At 38.5% G+C, this 22,882-nt stretch carries 18 protein-coding genes (1 of these 18 only partly in view); 5 read left to right on the top strand and 13 right to left on the bottom strand.

Annotated elements, in window-relative coordinates; translation table 11 throughout:
- From MKY06_RS03120 to MKY06_RS03105, 4 genes are all read right to left on the bottom strand, one after another.
- Positions 1-418: the 5' portion of an enoyl-CoA hydratase-related protein gene (locus MKY06_RS03120; protein WP_013055341.1), read on the bottom strand. Its footprint begins 359 nt before the window's first position; the window shows 418 of its 777 coding nt (coding positions 1-418); it begins with the start codon at positions 416-418; its stop codon lies off the left edge, out of view.
- A gap of 35 nt (positions 419-453) precedes the next feature.
- On the bottom strand, positions 454-1,986 hold the full coding sequence (locus MKY06_RS03115; protein ID WP_013055340.1) for a fatty acid--CoA ligase family protein: 1,533 nt from the start codon (positions 1,984-1,986) through the stop codon (positions 454-456).
- Between the two features lie 169 nt (positions 1,987-2,155).
- Positions 2,156-3,145 (bottom strand): lipoate--protein ligase, encoded by a 990-nt coding sequence (locus MKY06_RS03110; RefSeq protein WP_013055339.1) that lies wholly within the window; start codon positions 3,143-3,145, stop codon positions 2,156-2,158.
- A 15-nt stretch (positions 3,146-3,160) separates the two neighbouring features.
- On the bottom strand, positions 3,161-3,892 hold the full coding sequence (locus MKY06_RS03105) for an MBL fold metallo-hydrolase (protein WP_013055338.1): 732 nt from the start codon (positions 3,890-3,892) through the stop codon (positions 3,161-3,163).
- A gap of 228 nt (positions 3,893-4,120) precedes the next feature.
- Between MKY06_RS03105 and yhfH the strand changes: the two genes are divergently transcribed.
- On the top strand, positions 4,121-4,252 hold the full coding sequence (gene yhfH / locus MKY06_RS03100) for a protein YhfH (protein WP_013055337.1): 132 nt from the start codon (positions 4,121-4,123) through the stop codon (positions 4,250-4,252).
- Between the two features lie 39 nt (positions 4,253-4,291).
- Here the strand turns inward: yhfH and MKY06_RS03095 are convergent, their stop codons facing one another.
- From MKY06_RS03095 to MKY06_RS03085, 3 genes are all read right to left on the bottom strand, one after another.
- The gene (locus MKY06_RS03095; protein WP_029320813.1) at positions 4,292-5,875 is read right to left on the bottom strand and encodes a response regulator; all 1,584 of its coding nucleotides are present in this window, start codon (positions 5,873-5,875) and stop codon (positions 4,292-4,294) included.
- Positions 5,853-7,673 (bottom strand): cache domain-containing sensor histidine kinase, encoded by a 1,821-nt coding sequence (locus tag MKY06_RS03090; protein WP_013055335.1) that lies wholly within the window; start codon positions 7,671-7,673, stop codon positions 5,853-5,855. Before MKY06_RS03090 ends, MKY06_RS03095 begins: the two co-directional genes overlap by 23 nt.
- Before the next feature lie 149 nt (positions 7,674-7,822).
- Positions 7,823-9,112: an ABC transporter substrate-binding protein gene (locus MKY06_RS03085; protein WP_013081692.1), complete on the bottom strand. Its 1,290-nt coding sequence runs from the start codon at positions 9,110-9,112 to the stop codon at positions 7,823-7,825.
- Between the two features lie 281 nt (positions 9,113-9,393).
- Between MKY06_RS03085 and MKY06_RS03080 the strand changes: the two genes are divergently transcribed.
- Positions 9,394-11,565 (top strand): peptidoglycan D,D-transpeptidase FtsI family protein, encoded by a 2,172-nt coding sequence (locus tag MKY06_RS03080; RefSeq protein ID WP_013055333.1) that lies wholly within the window; start codon positions 9,394-9,396, stop codon positions 11,563-11,565.
- A 52-nt stretch (positions 11,566-11,617) separates the two neighbouring features.
- Here MKY06_RS03080 and MKY06_RS03075 read toward each other — a convergent pair whose 3' ends face one another.
- The 5 genes from MKY06_RS03075 to MKY06_RS03055 all read right to left on the bottom strand — a co-directional run bounded on the left by MKY06_RS03075 (position 11,618) and on the right by MKY06_RS03055 (position 18,311).
- Positions 11,618-12,187, bottom strand: coding sequence for a TetR/AcrR family transcriptional regulator (locus MKY06_RS03075; protein ID WP_013081690.1), 570 nt, complete (start codon positions 12,185-12,187; stop codon positions 11,618-11,620).
- A gap of 165 nt (positions 12,188-12,352) precedes the next feature.
- Entirely contained in the window at positions 12,353-13,774 is a 1,422-nt protein-coding gene (hemY, locus tag MKY06_RS03070; protein WP_013055331.1) for a protoporphyrinogen oxidase, read from the bottom strand.
- 137 nt (positions 13,775-13,911) lie between these two features.
- Positions 13,912-14,844: a ferrochelatase gene (gene hemH / locus MKY06_RS03065; protein WP_013055330.1), complete on the bottom strand. Its 933-nt coding sequence runs from the start codon at positions 14,842-14,844 to the stop codon at positions 13,912-13,914.
- A gap of 97 nt (positions 14,845-14,941) precedes the next feature.
- A complete protein-coding gene (gene hemE / locus MKY06_RS03060; RefSeq protein ID WP_098277575.1) occupies positions 14,942-15,985 on the bottom strand; it encodes a uroporphyrinogen decarboxylase in 1,044 nt (347 codons plus the stop codon).
- A gap of 196 nt (positions 15,986-16,181) precedes the next feature.
- On the bottom strand, positions 16,182-18,311 hold the full coding sequence (locus MKY06_RS03055) for a transglycosylase domain-containing protein (protein WP_029320805.1): 2,130 nt from the start codon (positions 18,309-18,311) through the stop codon (positions 16,182-16,184).
- 185 nt (positions 18,312-18,496) lie between these two features.
- On the opposite strand from MKY06_RS03055, the gene MKY06_RS03050 reads away from it, so the two are divergent.
- Together MKY06_RS03050 and MKY06_RS03045 are read left to right on the top strand one after the other, a co-directional pair.
- Positions 18,497-19,003 carry an antibiotic biosynthesis monooxygenase family protein gene (locus MKY06_RS03050; protein WP_013055327.1) on the top strand — a complete coding sequence of 169 codons (507 nt, stop codon included), beginning with the start codon at positions 18,497-18,499 and terminating at the stop codon, positions 19,001-19,003.
- A gap of 83 nt (positions 19,004-19,086) precedes the next feature.
- Complete coding sequence (locus tag MKY06_RS03045) at positions 19,087-20,475, top strand: hypothetical protein (RefSeq protein WP_053486805.1); 1,389 nt, start codon at positions 19,087-19,089, stop codon at positions 20,473-20,475.
- 285 nt (positions 20,476-20,760) lie between these two features.
- Here MKY06_RS03045 and MKY06_RS03040 read toward each other — a convergent pair whose 3' ends face one another.
- Positions 20,761-21,426, bottom strand: a complete 666-nt coding sequence (locus tag MKY06_RS03040; RefSeq protein WP_013055325.1) for a phosphatase PAP2 family protein — start codon at positions 21,424-21,426, stop codon at positions 20,761-20,763.
- A gap of 224 nt (positions 21,427-21,650) precedes the next feature.
- On the opposite strand from MKY06_RS03040, the gene MKY06_RS03035 reads away from it, so the two are divergent.
- Positions 21,651-22,859 (top strand): M20 family metallopeptidase, encoded by a 1,209-nt coding sequence (locus MKY06_RS03035; RefSeq protein WP_025601789.1) that lies wholly within the window; start codon positions 21,651-21,653, stop codon positions 22,857-22,859.
- The last annotated feature ends 23 nt before the right edge of the window (positions 22,860-22,882 follow it).

The following is a 22,882-nucleotide window of genomic DNA, read 5'->3' as shown; positions in this document are numbered from 1 at the left end:
CTGGTATGATCGCTAAGCTTGTTTCCGTTAAACCCATAAGCGCTTCGGTTGAAGCAATCCGGAAATCACATGCTAAAGCCAGCTCCATTCCTCCACCAAATGCATATCCATTGATGATTGCTATCGTTGGCTGAGGAAGCTGCTCTATCTTCGAAAACACTTCTCCTATTTTGTAAATATTGCGCTTTACTTCTTGATCAGAGAGGGTTTTACGTTCTTTTAAATCGGCCCCTACGCTAAAAGACTTTTCACCTGCCCCTTTAAACGTCACAACTCGAATATCTTTTTGAATACGAATTCCTTCAATTACTTCTTCCAATTCTTTAAGCATATCGTAATTAAAAGCATTCATCGCTTCCGGACGGTTCAGTATCAAATGGGCGACGTGTCCCTTCATTTCATAAGAAATAGATGACATCCTTTTACCACCTCCAACTTGGAATCGCTTTCATTTTATCGCTCCTGAGATACTTGTTGCTTCAGTGCACGCCGTAAAATTTTTCCCGTTGTATTTTTAGGAAGTTCTTTTAAAAATTCAATTTCACTTGGCACTTTATATTTAGCAAGGTGCTCTTTGCAGTAGGCAATAAGCTTCTCTTCCGTTATCTCTTGATTATTGCAAACCACGTAACACTTAACACATTCACCTAAAGAAGGATCAGGGACTCCGATAACAGCCACTTCTACAATATCTGGATGCGCATATAGCACTTCTTCTACTTCGCGAGGATAAACATTATATCCTCCTACAATAATTAAATCTTTTTTACGGTCAACGATATAAAAATAACCTTCCTTATCCATTCTTGCTAAGTCACCTGTATACAGCCAACCATCTCGGAGAGCATATTCCGTGTCTTCAGAAAGCTTATAATACCCTTTCATCACGTTAGGGCCTTTGACGATAAGTTCGCCAACTTGTCCTACTTCTACTTCTTCTCCTAGTTCGTTTACCACTTTATTTTCAACATTCATAATAGATGTGCCTATAGAACCGGCTTTTCTCTCTCGGTCAATCGGATTGAAACACGTCACAGGAGAAGCCTCAGATAAGCCATACCCTTCTGCTACCATTACCCCAAACTTACGTTCAAAATTGGTTAGAAGTGCCACCGGCATTGATGCCCCGCCTGATATACAAAGCCTTACCGTGTGAAAGTGCTCTTTTTTCCCTTTGTCATGCTGAAGTAAGAAATTATACATTGTGGGAACGCCGGCAAAAATAGTCGCTTGTCGATTTTGAATTAATTTAAATATAGAAGATGGACTGAATTTTGGTTCAATTAATATCGTTCCTCCATTCATTAAAGGCGCATTCAATGAAACAGTTAAACAAAATACGTGAAACATCGGCAAAGCAGCTACGACTCGGTCATTCCCATTTATACTTAAATAATCTGCTACGTCTTGGGCATTTGAATAAATATTCTTATGTGTAAGCATAGCTCCTTTTGGTTTTCCAGTCGTTCCTGACGTATACAGAATGATGGCCACATCTTCTTCTTTTAACTCAAGAAAATCATATGTAGCTTCCCCTCTGTTTACAACTTGGGAAAACGTGTGAAAATAAGAAGGTATATTTTCCACTGTATCTGTCGTTTCACATAAGATAACGTGTTCCAAAAATGGAGTGTTTCCAATAATTTTCTTTAAAATAGGGAGAAGTAAATCAACCGCAATAACTGCTTTTACATCTCCATCCTGAAGCATGTAGTTAATTTCATCCGCTGTGTAAATAGGATTAATGGGTATAACAGTAGCTCCTACTCGAAGAGCACCGTACAATCCAATAACAAAATGAGGCGAGTTGCCGACAATCAAAGCGATATGATCTCCTTTTTTTACACCTAATTGCTTCAGACCATTAGCAAACTTAGATACCGATGCATCAAGATTTGCATAAGATGTTTCTTGGTCCATAAAAACATATGCCGATTTTTGTGGAAATTGCTCAGCTGTTTTATGAAGCTGTGCTGACAAATTCATCTCATAACTTCCTCCTTTTAATAACGAATGAATGAACAACCATTCATTATTAAGTCATAATAATGTAAAAATTCTAACTTCTTCTATTCTATTATAATGTTACTGCTGTTCTATTGACAAGACTCATCTGTTTAAAAAGAAAAAAAGCCTGATGTAGCAGACTTTTTTCTTAATAGATTAATTCAACAAACTCTTCTTTTGTAATATTACCAAAATAATGTGGAATATCGATGTCTTCTAAGGCTTGTTCAATAGAAGCTTTTTCATAACGAACACCTGTTAATTTTTCCTGTACTTCCTGGACATCCCCCACTCCAAAGAAATCTCCATAAATGGTGCAAGCATCGATTTTTCCTTTATTCACTTCTAAACGAACGTCAATTTGTCCCACAGGAAAGCGGTGAGAGTGCTGTAAGTTAAATTTAGGTGATTTTCCATAGTTCCAATCCCATGACTGATAGCGCTCTTTAGAAATTTGATGAATCGTTTCCCAATCTTTTTCCGTTAGTTTATATTCTGTTATATTTTCTTCTCCGTCAAAGATATACCGAAGCAGCATTTCTCTAAATTCTTCCACCGTTACTTTCTGTTCTAAAAATTCGCTGATATTTGCTACTCTATTTCGAATAGACTTAATGCCTTTGGATTCAATTTTATCTTTTTTTACTTTTAACGCTGATACGACGTTTTCAATCTCTGAATCAAAAAGAAGAGTTCCATGGCTGAACATTCTCCCTTTCGTTGAAAACTGAGCATTTCCAGAAATTTTCCGTCCTTCCGCCATTAAATCATTTCGTCCGCTTAACTCAGCATTAACTCCCAATTTCTTTAACGCTTCCACGACCGGCTCGGTAAACTTTTTAAAATTATGAAAGCTATTTCCATCGTCTTTCGTAATAAAGCTGAAGTTTAAATTTCCTTTATCATGATAAACGGCTCCGCCTCCAGATAGACGTCTCACTACATGAATTTGCTGATCTTCAACATATTTTGTATTAATCTCCTCAATGGTGTTCTGGTTTTTTCCAATAATAATAGAAGGTTCATTAATATAAAACAGCAGATATGTCTCATTAATGTCTAGATGCTTGAGCGCATATTCTTCAATTGCTAAGTTAATTCGGGGATCATAATTTTTTTGATTATCAATAAATAACATTCATTTTCCTCCTTGTTATTCCCATACATATCCTGATTCAGCTAACGTAAGCGTACCTCTATAATGAGCAGCGGCTTCCTCTACTAGCTGTTGATGTTCTCCGTAGTGCGGAAGGTGAGTAAGCATGAGGTGTTTGACACTTGCTTTTGAAGCAAGTGTACCGGCTTCTGTACTTGTCATGTGTCCAGCGCCTCTTCCATCTTGATTGGCATAAAAATTACATTCACAAATAAGAAGATCTGCTTCTTCTGAGAAGGAAACAAACTCTTCTAAATAACTAGAGTCCGCTGTGTACACGACAGTTTGATTGCCGGCGCTTATTCTCATGGCATAACAAACGACTGGATGTTTCGTTTTCATAAATTCGATGGTAAAAGGCCCAATTTCAAGTTTTTGACTCGGATCATACTCTACCCCTTTAGTAATTCCTTTATGAGTAAGTTTGTTGAAGCTTTCCTGATCATATGTATGTCCGTAAATAGAAAGTTCCTTAACAGCGTTTCCTAGATGAGTCTGAATGAGGCGTGCATATTGAAATACTCCGACATCAGCCACGTGATCATGATGATAATGAGATAAAATCATAGCATCTATTTCTTCTGGCTTTGCATATTTTTGCAGCTGAGCCAATGCACCGCTTCCACAATCAACAAGCAGCTGAAATCCATCGTGCTCCACTAAATAGCTAGAAGTAGCTTCTGAAACAGCGGGATATCCTCCCCAAAAACCAATAACAGTTATTTTCATTTCAATCACCCTTTCGTACTATTTTTATTAGGTTCAGTATACCCTACTTTTTTTTGAAAACTAACTGAAAGGCACTCGTTTCGGCCATTTTATCGAAATAACTCATTGTTATACAACAAATAACCACTTAGAATAGCAAAATAGGCTAAATTGTTATAAAACATAATTGACATTTTATCATCTGTTATAATACAATATTAGTAACAAAAACAACGGAGGGGATTTAAAATGTTAGAAAAAATGACTGAATTTTTCAAAAGATTACCCAATAAAAAGTGCGTAGAATGCGGAAACGACATCGAGGAACAGCATGAATGCTACGGAAACAAATGTGATCACTGTCTAGATATCATGAAATAAAAAAAAGCTGAAACTGTTATAAAACAGTTTCAGCTTTTTTTATACGGTCAAACTGCGATACTCGTTTGGCGTAATGCCTTCTACTTTTTTAAACACTTTTCGAAAGTATTTATCATCATGATATCCAATCATATTCGCAATTTCATAGATTTTTAGTTCTTCATTTAGTAAAAGTGATTTGGCTTTATTCATTCTGACTTTCACCATATAATCTGAAATGTTTTCTTGAAATTCTTGCTTAAACTTTCTCGAAATGTATTCACGGCTTAGATAGAAACGTTCCGATATTTCTTGAAGCTTCACATCTCGATGAAAATTTTGCTGCAAATATTGTTCGATTTCATAAATAACGTCGCGATTGTTTTGCTTGCTATACCTTTTTACTACTTTTAAAAAGCGCTTTACTTCACGCTTCTTTCTCTCTACATACTTTGCTAGCTGAAACTGCCCATCTTGGTTATAGAAAAAAGAAAGAACATATTCAGGACCGTTATTTATCGTATAAGGAATGTGATATCTTTTTAACCAATGCTGGCTTAACAGCTGATATTCCTGCTCAAAATGCAGAATTTGCTTTAATGAGAGATAATTTTGCGCTTCAAAAGCTGTGATAATTTCGTTGAATACCGGCAAAAAGGCTTCAAACTTCCCGACTTGCAGCGCTTCTTCAATTTTACTGTTATAGTCCATCATATTTATTAATAAAGCACTTGCTAAAACGTCTTGCTTGCCGTAGACCTTCACTTTATTTCGATCAAGAACATTGCTTAATAAAAGCGAGTTTTTCGCATCTTCATAGGAGTTCATTAGCTGATCAATAGAAGAGACTTTGCACCCTCTTGCAATCCGACAGCTCACGTCTAACGTACGGCGAATTGCTGTATGTAAAGCTGTCAGCAAAGAGGTTATACGTTCAAAATCATTCCAAAATATAATGATAATTTCCCACTTATTTGATAAATAACGGAAGGCTACCCCATTTTCTTCTGCCATCAGCATTTCATTGATTACATTTAAAATTGAAAAATAGGCTAAATCCCGGTCACCGCCAAAAGAACGAATGATGGATTCATCTACACGTACAATCCCCACTTCATACTCTCTAGTCAGATGGAAACCAAACTCTTCATAGATTGATTGATTTAGCAAATAATTGTTCATTAACTGCGTCAGTTTTCGATCTCGATAAATCGGCTTCATTTCATTGATTAAACGATAGCTGCTATTATGGACTTTTCTGGACTCTTCTTCTTTCTTCCATTGGGTTACAGCTCGTACAAGGGTATCGTTTAAAATCGAAGGATCCACTGGCTTTAGAATATAATCCGTACTTCCAAAATGAATAGCTTTACGCATATAGTGGTAATCATCATACCCTGTTACCACAATCGTTTTACTAGAAGGCGAATTCTCTTTAATCCACTCCAACAAAGCAATTCCATCGATATTAGGCATCTTCATATCAGTAAAAATGATTTCCGGTCCTTGATCCTCGATAAGCGCAATCGCTTGCTCACCGCTATCAGCTTCTATCACATCTGTAATTTCATGCTCTTCCCACTGTCCAAGCAGCTTTATTCCTTCTCTTACATGCTCTTCATCATCCACGATTAATACTTTCATCACTATCCCTCTTTTCTTCAATTGTTGTTAGCTTTATGACAACGGTAAAATCGTGATTTTCTTGACTGCTAATTTGCATTGAAGCATGATCTCCATAGTAGATGCGAAGTCGTTCATAAATGTTTTGCAACCCAATATGCTCATCTGTTTGATTATACGATTGCTGAAGTCTCGTTTTTAATTGATTCAACTCTTGCTCTCCTATCCCTTTTCCGTTATCAGAAACAGTTAGAATCAGTTCTTCGCCGTTCAAACCCGCTGAAATCAACAGCTTTCCGCTTCCTGTGCGGGTTTCGAATCCATGCTTAAAAGAATTCTCAACAAGAGGCTGCAAAATCATTTTCGGTATTCGCATAAGCTCTGCCTCTTTTTCAATATTTAACTCATACTCAAACTTTGAACCAAACCGCTGCTTTTGCAGACTTAAAAAAGCTTTTACGTGATCGACTTCTTGCTTTAAGCTAACGATATCCTCTTTCATATTCATGCTGTAACGCATAATGTGCGAAAGTGAGGTTAATAAAGAATATACTTCAACTGCTTTATGCTTAAGAGCAAGAGTTCCAATCGATTGAAATGCGTTGTATAAAAAATGCGGATTAATTTGTGACTGCAGCACTTTTAGCTGCGTTGATTTATTTTCTAATTCCAATCGAAATTTACGTTCAATCAAGTCATTAATTGTTTCTACCATAGAGGTAAAATGCCTTCCTAAAACACCAAATTCATCGTTTCCAAGCGATTTAAACCGCACCTCAAATGATCCTTTTTCCACTTCTTTCATATTGCGAATCAATACGTTAATCGGCTGTGTAAAACGTACTGATATAAAAAGCGTAGCGATAACGAGCATACACAGAAATGGCAGGCCAATTAATACATTCATAAGTGCTGTCTTTCTTGCATCCTCATATAAAACACTGTAAGGAATTCGTTTCACAATGTACAAGTCCTCAAAGGGCTGTTTAAGCTTTTCATACATTAATACGCCTGAGAAGCTTTTATCCTCCCATTCCATGCTATGGTCTTTTTGAGAAGTGAGCGCCTTCACCCACGCGTAGTTTTCATTTTTTCCAATAACCTTTGAATCAGAGGAATACAAAACCTTCCCTTTATTGTTCATTAAATAAAAATCTTCTGACTCTTCATTATATAGACGCTGCGATATAGATTGAATTTGTGTCATATTAATGTCTAAAGATAGATAAGCTAACAACTTGTCTGATGGAATCTCATCAATCCGCTGATGAAAGCTAATAACTTGATTCGGCAGTGAATCAATTAACGTTGATAAATTATTGTAGCTATAAATTTCATGGGTAGGCTCAATCACAAGAAATTTATGATTTTTATTTAAATAAGAATAGTAAGGCTGAGTGTAAATATCATCGTACTTCCCTCTGCTGCTCACTTTCGAATTATAAGCTGTATATGAGTCATGCCCGTTTTCAATGTAAAGATGGAGCTGTTCAATCTCTGGACGAGTATTATATAAATAAAGAAGAGTTCGTGATATTTCCAGCTGATTGGCTCCTAAGTCACTTGATACACCTTCATCTAACACTTTAATAAATGGGTGGTAGCCGTACAGCCTTTTTGTAATATTAGCAATTTCATTTAAGTAATCGCTCAAATCATTGCTTCCATTTTTAATAACTTGATAGTTGGTAGAAATAAATCGGTTCTTAACCGTTTCTTTTGTGTATTGATACGTAAAAATCGTCGAAATTAAAAATGGAATAACCGTTGCGAATAAGAAAAACAAAATTAATTTCTTGCGTATGCTCCAGCCTTTCACAAATAACCTCCTTTGACTAATGTCATACATTATGACTATTATTATACATTAAAAGCGCTTTCAATTAACTATTATTTTTTCATAACTATGAATCTAACCAGCTATTTTTTCACACCAAAAAGTCCGCGTTTTCCACGCGGACTTTTTGGTTATTTTTTCATTTTTGCCCAAATTGTATCTAATTTCTTCATAAACTCTTCTTCTGTCATTTGCTTGCCTGCGTAAGACTGCATTGCTGCGCCGACTTCTTGAACCGTTCCTTCCGGATACTTAAACCAGTTCCAAGATAATGTTTTACCTTCTTCAGAGTATTTTAAGATATCATCAGATAAAGAATCGATTCCTTTTCCATCGATGTTTTTGAACGCTGGAATGAACTTGAACTTTTCAACTAAGAATTTTTGACCCTCTTTAGAAGAAACCATCCAATTTAAGAATTCCTTCGCTGCTTTTTTATCTGCATCTGGCGCATTTTTGTTCACTACCCAGTTATTTGGAACTCCGATTGCTAGTTTATCATTTTTCTTTGCATCGTTGCTGATTGGCATTGGAATAAAGCCCATTTTCATGTCCGGATTGATTTTCGTAATCATATTTACCGTCCAGTTACCTTGTTGCATCATTGCTGTTTCCCCAGAAGCAAATTGAGTAACTTGTGTATTGTAGTCTGTCGTTAGTGGATTTTTATTTCCATACTTTAACGTTAAATCGAACAGATTCATAAATTGCTTAAACGTTTCATTGCCTTCAAATTTTGCTTTTCCTTCGTTTAGACCTTTAATAAACGCATCTGGATCGTCTTGCTGTGCCATTGGAATATTAAATAAGTGGTTGCCTAGCACCCACCACTCGCCGTATCCATTAGAAAATGGCGTAATGCCTTTTGCTTTAAGCTTTTTAGAAGCTGCTTCTAATTCTGACAGCGTTTTAGGTAATTCTTTAATGCCTGCTTTTTCAAATAAATCTTTATTATAAATAAAACCATAACCTTCTAAGTTTAGCGGCTGACCATAAATTTTCCCGTCCATTGTCATCGGTTCTTTGGCGATATCATACAGATTATCTACCCACGGCTGATCAGATAGATCTTCTAATTTATCCTTCCACGTTTGCGCTTCTTGGAACCCTCCATTGTTAAAGATATCAGGTTCATTTCCAGAGGCAAACTGTGCTTTTAATGCTGCACCATAGTCCGCGCCTCCGCCGACTGTTTGGATGTTAAACTTTACGTTTGGATGTTCTTTTGTATATTCATCCGTTAATTCTTTCAGCTGATCTGCAATTTCCACTTTGAACTGGAACATATCAATAACAACTTGATCACCTGAGCCTGTTGATTTACTTGCTTTTGAATCCGTACCTGAGTTTGAACATGCTGTCGCAAATAAAAGTGATGTTGCTAGCACGCCAGACATTATTGAAAGCCTTTTCATTTTCATTCGTTTTGCCCCCCTTGATATCTATCTCTCTTTATTTTACCGATTCTAGGACATTTGAACAGGTAACAATATTGAACAACCGAGTGGAAAATATTGAACACCCCCCTTCAGCACCCTTCGACAGGTCTCTCTTCTTCCGCAAAAATTTCTATAAATTTTTTGTCTGTTTTATTCCACCTAATAACATTTATAGACAAAATTATGTTAATATGTAGAGTGATAGATTCATAAGAAAATTTATGAATTTTTTTAACTTGTATAAACAAAGTGAAGGGGTTTACATGAAAACTAAAAAGCGCAAAAAAACACATGTCTCATTTCGAATTAACTGGCTGTTTATTGTGGTTTTCCTGCTTTTTTCTGCACTCATTTTACGATTAGGCTTCGTACAGATCGTGTACGGAGAGAACTATAAACGAGAAGTTGAAAAAACAGAAGATGAAACGGTAGATTCACCGGTTCCTCGCGGAAAGATGCTAGACCGCTATGACCGCGTTATCGTGGATAATAAACCGTTGAACGCTGTCACGTACACGCGTTTGAAAGGCGTCACTCAAGAAGACAAGCTAAAAGTAGCTAAAAAGCTTGCCACTCTTATTGATGTTCCTGTTACAACAGACGTGTTTGGCAAATCGGATAAAAAGAAAGATAAAAATACGATTAAGCTAACAGAACGCGACTTAAAAGATTATTGGATTGCAACTCATCCAAAAGCAGCAGCGAAAAAAATTACCGCAGCGGATAAGCAAAAAGTAAAAGAAGGTCAACTTTCTGAAGATGATTTATATCCTCTTCAGCTAAAGCGCATCACAAAAAATGAACTTCTATCGGTGAAAGATGACCTTGAAGTGATTGCCATTAAAAGCAAGATGGAAGGCGGGTACGCGTTAACTGCTCAAATTATTAAAAGCGGCTTAACCGATAAAGAGCTTGCCGTTATTAGTGAGCAGCTGGGTGACTTACCGGGCGTCGATACGACAACTTACTGGGACCGTATGTATACATACGATGACTTACTTAGCACGCTGCTTGGTAAAATCACATCAGCAGATGAAGGATTGCCAAGCGAAAACTTGCAGTACTATTTATCACACGGCTACAGCCGTAACGACCGAGTTGGAAAAAGTTATTTAGAAAAGCAGTACGAAGACGTTCTTCGCGGTCAAAAAGCTCGCGTGCAAAACGTAACGGACCGCTCGGGCAACTTAGTGAGTCAAGAGACCGTTACAGAAGGTCAGCGGGGCAGTGACTTAATTTTAACGATTGATATGGAACTTCAAAAACAAGTCGAAGATGTTTTAACAAAAGCTGTGACATCCGGTGCTGCTGGTTCGCGATTAATGGATCGCGCGTTTGCTATTATGATGGACCCTCACACGGGAGACATTTTAGCGATGGGCGGAAAACAGCTTGTTACCGATAAGCAAACCGGAGCACGTAAAGTACAAGACTTTGCTCTTGGTAACATGACCACTTCTTATGAAGTGGGTTCCGCAGTTAAAGGAGCCACAGTTCTAGCAGGACTTGATTCAGGTGCTATTCAGCCTGGTACGGTTTTTTACGATGCGCCGCTGAAGTTTGCTGGAGGAACAATTAAAAAATCGTCTCACCCAATTGGAGCAACCGGGATTCAAAATGCTTTGGAACAATCATCAAACGTATTCATGTACCGTACGGTTATGAGCATGGCTGGTGAAACGTACCGTCCTGGCGGTAAACTTAACATTCCACCGTCTATCTTTAATAAGCTGCGCTCATACTATAGCCAGTTCGGGCTTGGAATTTCAACGGGCATCGACTTAGAAAACGAATCAACGGGTATTCGTAACAGCGTCACAAATGAACCAGGTAAAGCGCTGGATTTTGGTATTGGACAGTATGATACGTACACACCGCTTCAGCTTGTTCAGTACATCTCAACGATTGCTAACGGTGGATATCGCATGAAGCCACACTTAGTAAAAGAAATCCGCGAACCTGAGCTTGATAGCGAACTAAAAGGAAGTATTCAAAGTTCTGTTGAACCAGAAGTGTTAAACCGTATTACGATGGGCCAATCAGAAATTAACCTTGTCAAACAAGGATTTCGCCAAGTAGTTACAGGGTCACATGGTACAGGGCGTTTACTTAATACAGGAAAATACCGTCAGTATAATATTGCTGGTAAGTCTGGTACCGCGGAAACCTTTAATAAAGGCGTAAGCGTTCGTAACTCTACATTCGTTTCATACGCGCCTTATGATAACCCGGAAGTAGCAGTAGCGGTTGTTATTCCTTCTGCTTATGTAGCCGGTACATCTAACACGTTAAGTAAAACTGTTACCGGTGACGTGATAAAAGCTTACTTCGATCTTAAAAAAGAAGGCGAAAAAGAAGTAGAGCAAAAAGAAGAAGATGCAAAAACAGGAAATACAGAATTAAACGGCGTAAAAAAAGATGATAATGAACAATAAAAAAGGTCTCGTCATGAGACCTTTTTTGTTTTTTCTATGAAAAAAGCCCATCTCACTGAGACAGACCCCGTAAAAAGTATAGTTCAATTAATTCAGCGATTTTTTCTTCTGAAAGCGGCTCATGCCGTTTTTCCCAATCATAGACGAGTGCAATGTACATTTTAAATAGTAAAAAAGCTGTGAGCTCCGGGTTGCACGGTTTGATTTCTTTTTTAGAAATCGCAATTTCGATTTTGTTTTTTATATAAGTCAAAATCTCTTCTTCTACTCGCACCAGCACTTCTTGCACTGCTGTAGTGCCTAACTGCTGTTCCTGTACCAGCTTCAGCATGAGCTGATGCTCAGTGCGGAATTCTAAGATTCGAAAAATGGCTGCTTGGGCATTTTCAAAAAAAGGACGGTTGCTATCAATGACAGTTTCAGCTGCATCTGTCATTTCTCGAATCATTCGTGTAACAATTTCATCGAATAACTCTTCTTTGTTTTTAAAAAAAGTATAAATCGTTCCTTTTCCGACATTTGCAAGCTTCGCCACTTGCTCCATAGTCGTTGCTTTATATCCAAACAGCGCAAATGATTTTGACGCTGCATCCACAACTGATTGCTTTCGGTCTATAGCCACGTTATCCCCTTCTTTCTGACCAAATGAATATTCCAGTCAACAAGTACGGTTTTACTATAGCATAAGTTTCTTTTGCTTTTCAACCACAATCTCTTCTCTTAGTATAACCTTTCTCTTCTACAGGTAGTAGACAAAAAAGCGGAGCATTGATTCACCGCTCCACTTCTACAGTTGCTGCACATATTTAACCGCTTTTTTAGCCACATCTTCTCCTTGCTCTACACATTCCGGTATACCCAGACCTTCGTATGAGCTTCCCGCTACATAAAGACCGGCCAGCTCTTTTTCAAGCTGTTCGTTCATCGTATCTAGCATATCGTGATGTCCGACCGTATATTGAGGCATTGACTGCTTCCATCTCGTTACCGCGTAAAATTCAGGCTCAGCAGAAATGGTGATGAGCTTCTTCAAATCCTCCAGGACAATTTTGAAAATTTCATCGTCAGGCTGATCCACCACAGCTTCATCCCCGGTTCGTCCAACTAAACATCTCAGCAGCACTTTTCCTTCCGGAACCGCATGCGGCCACTTTTTATTTAGCCATGTGCACGCCGTAATCGTGTAATCGCTATTTCTTGAAACGGCGATGTTCATTGCATCTAGATTGTCTTGCAGCGCTTCTTGTGCAAAGGCTATCACAACAGTAGCTACTGAAGTGGAAGGCATATGCTTCAACGGCTCGAATATTTTATATTCCGAAAGCATAGACTGAGCAGCTGCATGAGGAGAAGTTACAATAACGCTATCTGCTTTTATGACTTTCCCGCTATTTAACGATAATTCATATGTGGTATCTTCTTTATAAATTTTCTCTACTTTTATTCCTTTTGTAATAATATCAGGATCTATTGCTTTTTCTACCCCATCTACTAGCGATTGAAGACCTTCTTTTAATGTTAAGAAGACACTATTTTTTTTAAACTCCGAATCATCACCGTGCTGTGGGTGAATTTCTTTTAGCTTTTTCATTCCAACAATTAAGCTTCTGTACTTATGTTCAGCATGCAAAAACTGTGGAAATGTTGATCTTAAACTCAAACGATCAACGTCTCCTGCGTAAATTCCTGATAATAGAGGCTCAATTAAATTTTCAACAACTTCATCACCAAACCGTCTTCTAAAAAATACGCCTAGCGAACGGTCATCCTGATTTTTTGTCTTCGGTATAAAAAAATCAGCTGCTGCGCGCAGCTTGCCAACAGGTGAAAATAACCCTGTTGTGATAAAAGGAGATAACTTGGTTGGTATCCCCATTACAGCACCATCAGGCAGCGCATGCGGTGTATCTTTTACTAGAATATAGGATTTTCCCTTTTCATTTCCGACTAGCTCCCTACCTAACCCTACTTCTTTTGCCAGTTTTGTAGCAGCTAGCTTACGCGCTAAAAATGAATCAGGACCTTTTTCAAATAAATACCCGTCTCGTTTGACCGTTTGAATTTTTCCACCAAGCCGATGCGTCGCTTCTATTAGTTGAAGATCAATTGGCAGCTGATGATCCTTTATTTTTTTTTGCAAATAATAGGCAGCTGAAAGACCTGTTATTCCTCCACCGATGATGACAACCTTTTTTCGTCTATCCGTCATGTTATCATCGCCTTTTCTGTAAAATTCAATATAAAGAGAAGCGATTATGGAAATCCATAGCTCGCTTCTTACTTTTCTTTATATTGATTATAAGTTACTTTTCGTCCCTATTCAATGTACAAAGAATCTATACTGACTTAACGGGCAATCTGTTTTAACACAACTGTAGCTAATCCATCGATAAATTCAGGCTGTGCATTGGGCATTTCAGGGCGGTAATAATCAGCCCCAATTTCATCCGTCACCACTTTACATTCATAGTCGTTATCATAAAGAACTTCTAAGTGGTCTGCGATAAATCCAACCGGAGTATACACGAACGATGTATAACCTTTTTCTTCATGCAATTCTCTTGTTAAATCTTGGACATCAGGACCTATCCATGGCTCAGGCGTATTTCCAGCACTTTGCCAGCCAATTTCGTAATGTTCAATACCAGCTGCTTGTGCAATTAAATCCGCTGTTTCTTGAAGCTGATTTGGATATGGATCTCCTGCTGCAATAATTTTTTCCGGCAAGCTATGCGCAGAAACAATCAACACGGCTTTTTGGCGTTTCTCTTCGTCTATTAAATCAAACGTTTGTTTAACACGTGTAGCCCAGTACTGAATGAACTTTGGCTCACTGTACCAGCTTTCTACTGAATGAATGATTGGTCCTCCTAATTTTTCAGCCGTTTCTTTGGCGCGCCCATTATAGGATTTTACGCTAAACGTTGAAAAATGAGGTGCAAGCACAATGCTGACCGCTTCTTTAATTCCGTCTTTATGCATGGCTTCTACTGCATCTTCAACAAACGGTTCAATATGTTTTAAGCCAAGATACGCTTTAAATTCAATTTCATCCTGCACTTCATTCAAGCGCTTTTCCAGACTTTCCATTTGCTGTTGCGTAATTTTTGCAAGAGGTGAAATGCCCCCGATTGCTTCGTAGCGGTTTTGTAAATCTTCTAAGGCTTCCGGTGAAGGTTTACGTCCGCGGCGGATATGTGTATAGTAACGTTCAATATCTTCTTCTTTATATGGCGTTCCATATGCCATTACAAGTAATCCCATTACTTTTTTACTCATGTGTTCGACACCTCTTTGTTAGATTCAATACTTGTCTTCATTTTGCCATGAATAAAAAGAAAAATTCAAAGTTTAGCGCTCCAAATTATTTGACAATTTATTGTCTATTCGCAGAATATTCATGAATAAAGGTTGCTAAACGCTTCAACGTTTCCGGCTGAACCTGTGGAAAAACGCCGTGCCCCAAGTTAAAGATGTAACCAGGACTGGCCATCCCTTTATCTAATATTTCTGTTACACGTTCTTCAATAACTTCCCATGGAGCTAACAAAATAGCAGGATCTAAGTTTCCTTGTAGTGTTTTTGTTAAGCCTAATGCACGTGCTTCATCCAGCTGCGTTCTCCAATCTAATCCCACTACATCCAGCGGCAGATCATGCCATTCTTTTGCCAAATGACTTGCCCCTACTCCAAACATAATGAGCGGTACATTTTTTTCACGTAAAGAGGTGAAAATTCGCTCCATAACAGGTTTTATAAAATAACGATAATCCGCTACATTTAAAGCACCTACCCATGAATCAAAGATTTGAATGGCTTTTGCCCCAGCGTCAATTTGCGCTTTTACATATGTAATCGTCATATCTGCTAACTTATCCATTAGTGCAAACCATGCTTTAGGTTCCGTATACATAAATGCTTTTGTTTTATTGTAATTTTTTGAAGGTCCTCCTTCAATCATATAGCTTGCCACTGTAAAAGGAGCACCCGCAAAGCCAATTAGAGGTACGTTTAACTGTTCTGTTGTTAACAGCTTAATGGTATCTAATACATATGGAACATCTTCTTCCGGCGTAATTTCTCCTAGTTTTTCTACATCGCTTAAAGATTGAATTGGATTAGAAATGACGGGACCAATCCCTGACTTGATTTCAACATCCACTCCAATTGAAGGAAGCGGTGACATTATATCTTTATATAAAATAGCTGCATCCACTCCGTACTGTTCAACGGGCAGGCGTGTTACATATGCCCCAAGCTCCGGCTGATGAGTGATTTCAAATAAAGAGTACTTCTCTTTTAGCTTTCGGTATTCCGGCTGTGAACGCCCTGCTTGGCGCATATACCAAACCGGAACATGATCCGTTTTTTCCCCTCTACAGGCTTTTAAAAAAGTATCGTTAAACGTTCCTTGACTCATAATTTCCACCTTTCTCGATTGTCTTCCATCCGTATTTTCTTCGATTAGACAGACAATAATCAGCAAAGGAACATACCGGTTCCTCTACTGATTAAAGTTTCACGTTATATTCTCTACTTGTCACTATACCCATTTCTTTACGACTTGTATAGCCACCTGCTAAAAATGTCAAAAATTCGCCCTACTCTTCCTTTTTTTATTGAAAAAGAGCAGGTGTTACTTCGTTGGATTTTTTTCCTTTTTGTTTTGTTTGGGAATTGTAAGGAACTACATAATAAGTAGGACTGTCGAGCAGATTCACACGCTCTTTTTCAAACGCTCCTTTTCCCTTCACTTTACCAATTACTTCGGCTTTATCTCCTTTTTTCTCATAAACATAATAAACAGCTCTTTTATCAGGTGAAGGTGTCCACGATAAATTTACCGTTAGCAAACCAAATGGATGAAATGTTAATTCTTGTTTTAAGTCTTTAACTTGCTCTAAGCGTATTGGTTTTGGCAAATCTTTAACGCCTGCTGGCTTTTGAAATGCAGCTTCGTCGTAACCAGCTCTTGTGAGAATGTCTTTAAATAATAGAGTCGGATAAGAACTTCCTTTTGTTAAATAATGCTGGTCATTTGTAGAATCATATCCCATCCACACGCTTCCTACAACATCTGGCGTATATCCAACGAACCAAGCATCCCTTGTGGCTCCTTTAACATTCGTATACGAAGTAGACCCTGTTTTTCCTGCTAACTCTCCTTTAAACTCTCCTTTTTTTGCCGTTCCTTCTTTAACAACTCCTTGAAGCATTTTTGTCATATACCAAGCCGTTTGTTTTGAAAATGCTTTGTGAGTGTCGGGAACAGCTTTTGCAATTACTTTTCCGTCTTGATCTTTTATTTCTTGAATAAAGTACGGTTGGATGTTTTCTCCGTTTTCAGCAAATGCCCGGTACGCTCCTGCTAATTGAAGCGGTGTAATTCCTTCCTTTAATCCTCCAAGAGCAATCGCAAGCCCTTTATCTTCTAAAGGAATTCCTAGCTTTGTGAGGTACTGCTTACTTGTTTCAACTCCTAGCTGATTCAATGTCCAGACAGCAGCTGCGTTTTTAGAATCTTTTAGGGCATCGTACATCGTTACCTTTTTAGCATATTGGCCGTCTACATTTTTAGGTGTGTATCCCCCGTAGCTTGTAAGCTTGTCTTGCAGCAAAGAATAAGGCTTGAATTGACCTTCTTCTAACGCAGGGCCATATACTGCAATAGGTTTCATCGTAGAACCTGGCTGTCTTTTGACATTTAGGCGATTGAGCGATTTTTGTACATAATCTCGTCCTCCCATAACAGATAAAACTCCTCCGCTTTTGTTATCGACTAATACAAAAGCACCTTGGGCACTGTTATCTGTACCTGGAAAATAACGATTTTCTTTCATCAGCTCGTAGGCGGCTTCTTGTACTTTTGTACTCATCGGTACTTTGACCGTATAACCGCCGCGCAGAAGCTCATTGCTCGAAATGCTGTATTTCTTCTCTGCTTCTTGAATAACCATATCGATATAGGTTAAATATGCTGGGTTTTTAGCCTGTTCCTTTACGTTCAACCCCAGCGTTCTTCCTTGCAAACGGACATTTTTTTCAGCTGATAAATAACCTGCTTTTTGCATGGCATTTAACACAACATTTCTACGTTCTATACTTTTTTCTGGATGTAAAATAGGAGAATAAGAATTCGGTGCTTTTGGCAGTGCAGCAAGCAGTGCACCTTCTTCTACCGTTAATTCGGAGACATCTTTATTGAAGTAAAGCTTGGATGCAGCTTGGATTCCATAGGCTCCGTGTCCAAAGTATATTTGGTTCAAATACATTTCAAGCAGTTTTTGCTTACTGTAACGCTGCTCCAAGTTAATGGCCACCACTACTTCTTTTGTTTTTCTAAGCAGCGTTTTATCATTAGATAAAAACACATTTTTAGCCAGCTGCTGTGTTAAAGTACTTCCTCCTTCAACACTTCCTCCAGCCAATATATCTCGGTATAATGCTCGGCCAATAGATTTAAAATCGATTCCGTGGTGTTCATAAAAACGAACGTCTTCAATTGAAATAAATGCTTGTTGCACATGCTTTGGAATCTTATCAATTGAAACCAAGTCCCGATTTTTCACATAGAGCTTTGTTAATTCGTCTCCATTTTCGTCCACTAACCTCGTAGCCGAGTCCATGACGATCTTTTTCTCATCAATTACATAGTTTCCAAGAAACAAGATGATAATATATCCAATCAATCCTAATAGAAAAATTCCAACTAAGGCAGCAATTGCGTATAAGCCTTTTTTGTACATCGTGCCACCCCTTTTCTTTCGCTAAACTTTTGATAATATGGAAAACAACTTCATCAATGTTTTACTTTACCATCTTCATTAGAAGTTCACAATTTTTGAATTTTTGTGTGTAAAATTTTATAATTTTAGTATGATTTACAATTATAAATTGTATGCAATTCCCAATTAGAAAGGAAGTATAATCCATGAAGATCTTTATTACTTACGGAACAGGCCCTTACCTTCAGAAGTTGATCGACGAACATCCGAGTGAACGTTTGTTACTGCTTCACAAAGATGACGATCAATTTGCACTAGTCCACGAAACAGATGGAGATACAATTTTTAAAGAAGGACATGCTTATGAAGTATTAGATGCTTCTGGAGATCTTGCAGATAGCGGATTTGCTGTACTAAATAATATTTCAGTTACAGATGAAGGCCGTCCTTTGTTTGAACAGCGATTTAGCCAACGAGCTCGTTTAATTGAAAATGAAGCAGGCTTCTCAGCTATTCGTGTGCTTCGTCCACTGCAAAATGACACATACATTATCTTTACAGGATGGAAAGATGAAAGTTCATTTAGCGATTGGCAGTCTTCAAAAGCCTATAATGAAGCACACAAAAAACGCGGTACGTCAGAAGGCGTGGATCAACAGCCATCGATTTTCTCTCGCCCTTCTTATGTGACCTCATACCACGTAGTTAAATAAGCAAACATCCTCCTAGTAGGCGAGTATCACAATAGGCACAAACGTCATATTGTATACTACATCACCTATTGGGAGGAATTTTTATGGGCATAGAGCTTGGAGCTCTTCATTGGATGTATGTCCTTTTTATCGCCTTCATTATCGGTTTTATGATTATGCGGCGAGATACGAGTATCCTTTGTATACTCGGGATTTTTTTGCTTTCCTTAACGGCTACCTCTTCGTTAAGCCACTCCGTCAGCGCTGTTTTTTCCAGCTTCATTTATGCCATTACAGAACTGCTTCCTACCATTTTAATTATTTCAATCATTGTATCCATGAGTAAAGTCTTAATGGCTACAGGAATAAATGAATCGATGATTTCACCTTTTGCTCGCCTCATTAAAACGCCTGCTCTTGCCTATTGGGTTATTGGATTAGTTATGATGACCATCTCCTATTTTTTCTGGCCTTCTCCAGCCGTTGCTTTACTTGGAGCCGTGCTTTTACCAGTGGCCATCCGCGTAGGGCTTCCAGCTATAGGCGTAGCTGTAGCGATGAATTTATTCGGCCACGGCGTTGCGCTTTCAGGAGACTTTGTTATTCAAGCTGCTCCTAAGATAACAGCTGACGCAGCAGGTCTTCCAGTTCACGAGGTGGTTCAAGCAAGCGTCCCTCTGGTCATTGTGATGGGAGTTGTTACGACACTCTCTGCTTTTTACTTTTTAAAACAAGATATGAAGCACAATAGAATTCACGTTCAACCGACAATGTTAACAAACAGTTCTTCTGTCCAATCCACACCTCTTTCTTCTTCAGTACGCCGGGCTTTAGCCATTATAGTTCCCCTTTTCTTTGCTATAGACGTATGGGCAATGTTCGCCCTTCATTTACAGGGAGGAGATGCGACTGCTCTCGTTGGCGGCACAGCCCTGTTTATTTTAGTGGTGGTTTCACTTATTGCTCACAAAGGAAAAGGTCTCGAACAAACAACTTCCTACTTGATTGAAGGCTTGCAGTTTGGTTTTAAAGTATTCGGTCCCGTTATTCCCATTGCAGCTTTTTTCTATTTAGGAGATGCTGGATTCACAACAATCATTGGTGACTTTCTTCCGAAAGGATCACATGGACTTGTAAATGACCTAGGCGTTGCGCTTGCTTCCACTGTGCCGTTAACCGCACAGGTTGCTACTGTAACGATAACTGCTCTAGGAGCTATTACCGGATTAGACGGTTCAGGCTTTTCAGGCATTTCACTTGTAGGCTCTGTCTCTCATTTATTTGCATCTGCTTTAGGATCGGGCGCTGCCACCCTAACTGCTTTAGGGCAAATTGCTGCGATTTGGGTTGGGGGAGGCACGTTGATTCCATGGGCATTGATTCCAGCTGCTGCAATTTGCGGAGTCAGTCCGTTTGAACTCGCCAGACGTAATTTAAAACCTGTAGCGATTGGATTGGTCGTTACAACAATTGTCGCGATGTTCTTAGTTTAAACAAAAGGGGCTGGGACATAACGAAATGAATTCCATCCAAAGACGAACAAGCTGGATATATAATCTGGACAGCTTGCTCGACCGCAGTTGATTTCCGTTCAAGGCTTCTCTTTCCGCGAGAGTCTTCGCCTTGCCCTCCAATCAACTGCTAGAAGCAACGAAACAGATAAAATCTATGTTCACTATAACAAAAAGAAACGAACCACTAATCGAACAGTTTGATTAGTGGTTCGTTTTTCACTTCGGCTATACTACTTTTTTCCAGACTCCATATGTATATATTTTTTACATGCCTTTTGGAAACTCTTTTTCCGCTGAAGGCCTTACATACGCATAAACAAGCGTATAGAAGAAAATGCCTACAATAAGCCACATAATCCCTAAGCTGTAGCCAGCTAAGACATCTGTTAAAAAATGTTCTCTTAATAGAATACGGCTCACACCTATTAATAAAACGATTAAAGTAATTGCAAGCTGATACCGCTTGGCTACCTTTTGACTGTTCATATGCTTTGTGAGAAAAAAGATAATCAGACCGTAGATAAGAATTCCCATCATCGCATGGCCGCTTGGAAAACTGTAACCTTCGATGCCTTGAAGAGGACGTCCTCGTTCTACCGCATCTTTAACTGCTTTATTAATAATATCACCGCTTAAAATAAGTAAAAATGCTGATATCATACCGATATAGTCCTTTTTGAAAAATAAAAAAACGAGAAGTACAGCTAAAAGAACCATAATCATCACTTTTGAAGCTAAAAAAGACAAGCCATGAAAAACAGATGACGATGACTGAAGAATAGTGCTGTCATCTATAGCTGAAACAAGCCAGTGGTCTCCTTGAAAAGAATCTGTCGACACAACAAACAACACTCCTAAAAAAACAAGACCTGCAACCCCAAACATCCACATCAATTTTTTGTACAGGGATACAGTTTGTGAATCTACCATATCGTTACCTCCTATTATTTCATGAGAAAATTGGTAAAAAACTCATTCTTTATCCCTATTCCTCACCTTATGTATCTATTATGTATATAAAATATTTCATGATTCAATTACTTTTTTCAATAATAACGCTTACATTCTTTTCTTTTTAATAGATAATGATATAATGATTAAAATGTCAAAAAATTCAAAACTTTATTCAACTTATACAGAAAGGATATGGTCACGTGAATTCCAAGCTACATACTTTACTTGAAGAAAAATTTGATGAAATGGTTCAAATCCGCCGATATCTGCATCAGTATCCAGAACCGTCTTTTAAAGAATTTCAAACCGCTGCCTACATTCGATCTTTTTATGACAAAATCGGTATTTCTTACCGAGCAAATGTAGGAGGAAATGGTATTGTAGCAAGCATTCAAGGAGGAAACCCTGGTCCTACTGTAGCTTTGAGAGCCGACTTTGATGCCCTTCCTATTCAAGATGAAAAAGATGTACCATATCAATCAACTGTTCCGGGTGTGATGCATGCGTGTGGTCACGATGGTCATACGGCTACTCTTTTAGTCCTTGCTAAAGCGCTTTTTGAAATAAGAGATTCTCTCCATGGTAAAATCGTCTTCATTCATCAGCACGCCGAAGAGTACGCTCCCGGAGGCGCCAAGTCCATGATTGAAGACGGATGCTTAGACGGTGTGGACGCGATATTTGGAACACATTTATGGTCATTAACTCCGACTGGTGTGGTTCAATATCGAACGGGTCCTATTATGGCTGCTGCTGATCGCTTTGAAATTACGATCAAAGGAGCAGGTGGACACGGTGCCCAGCCCCACAAAACAAAAGATTCAATCGTCATCGCCTCTCAGCTTGTTGTTAATTTACAGCAAATTGTAAGTAGACGTGTAAACCCAATTGATTCAGCGGTTGTGAGCATAGGTTCTTTTGTAGCGGAAAATGCATTTAATATTATTGCTGATTCTGCTCGACTAATTGGAACGGTAAGAACATTTAATGAAGATGTGCGAAATGATGTCGAAAAAGAAATCGAACGAATTGTCCAAGGTACATGCTTAACAGCTGATGCTTCTTATGAACTGAGTTATACTCGCGGCTATCCTTCCGTCGTCAACCATCCGGAAGAAACGGCCTTTCTTGCTTCTGCTGCTTCTCAAATCGATGAAGTTCATACAGTCGAAGAAACGGAGCCTCACATGACTGGGGAAGATTTCTCTTATTATTTGCAGCATATTAAAGGAACGTTCTTTTTTACAGGAGCTCAGCCAGAAGGTGTAGATGCTCCGTATCCTCATCATCATCCTAAATTTGATTTTAACGAAAAAGCAATGCTTATCGCAGCTAAAACGCTTGGTACGGCTGCTGTTGAGTATTTAAGAGAACAAGCTCCTTCTAAAAACGTAATAAAAGCGAATTAATCATTCAGCAAGCATTCGTACGG

Source organism: Priestia sp. FSL P4-0332 (genome assembly GCF_038005845.1).
Lineage (GTDB): Bacteria > Bacillota > Bacilli > Bacillales > Bacillaceae_H > Priestia.
The sequence above is the reverse complement of the archived record's forward strand: the minus strand, read 5'-3'. Positions and strand labels throughout refer to the sequence as shown.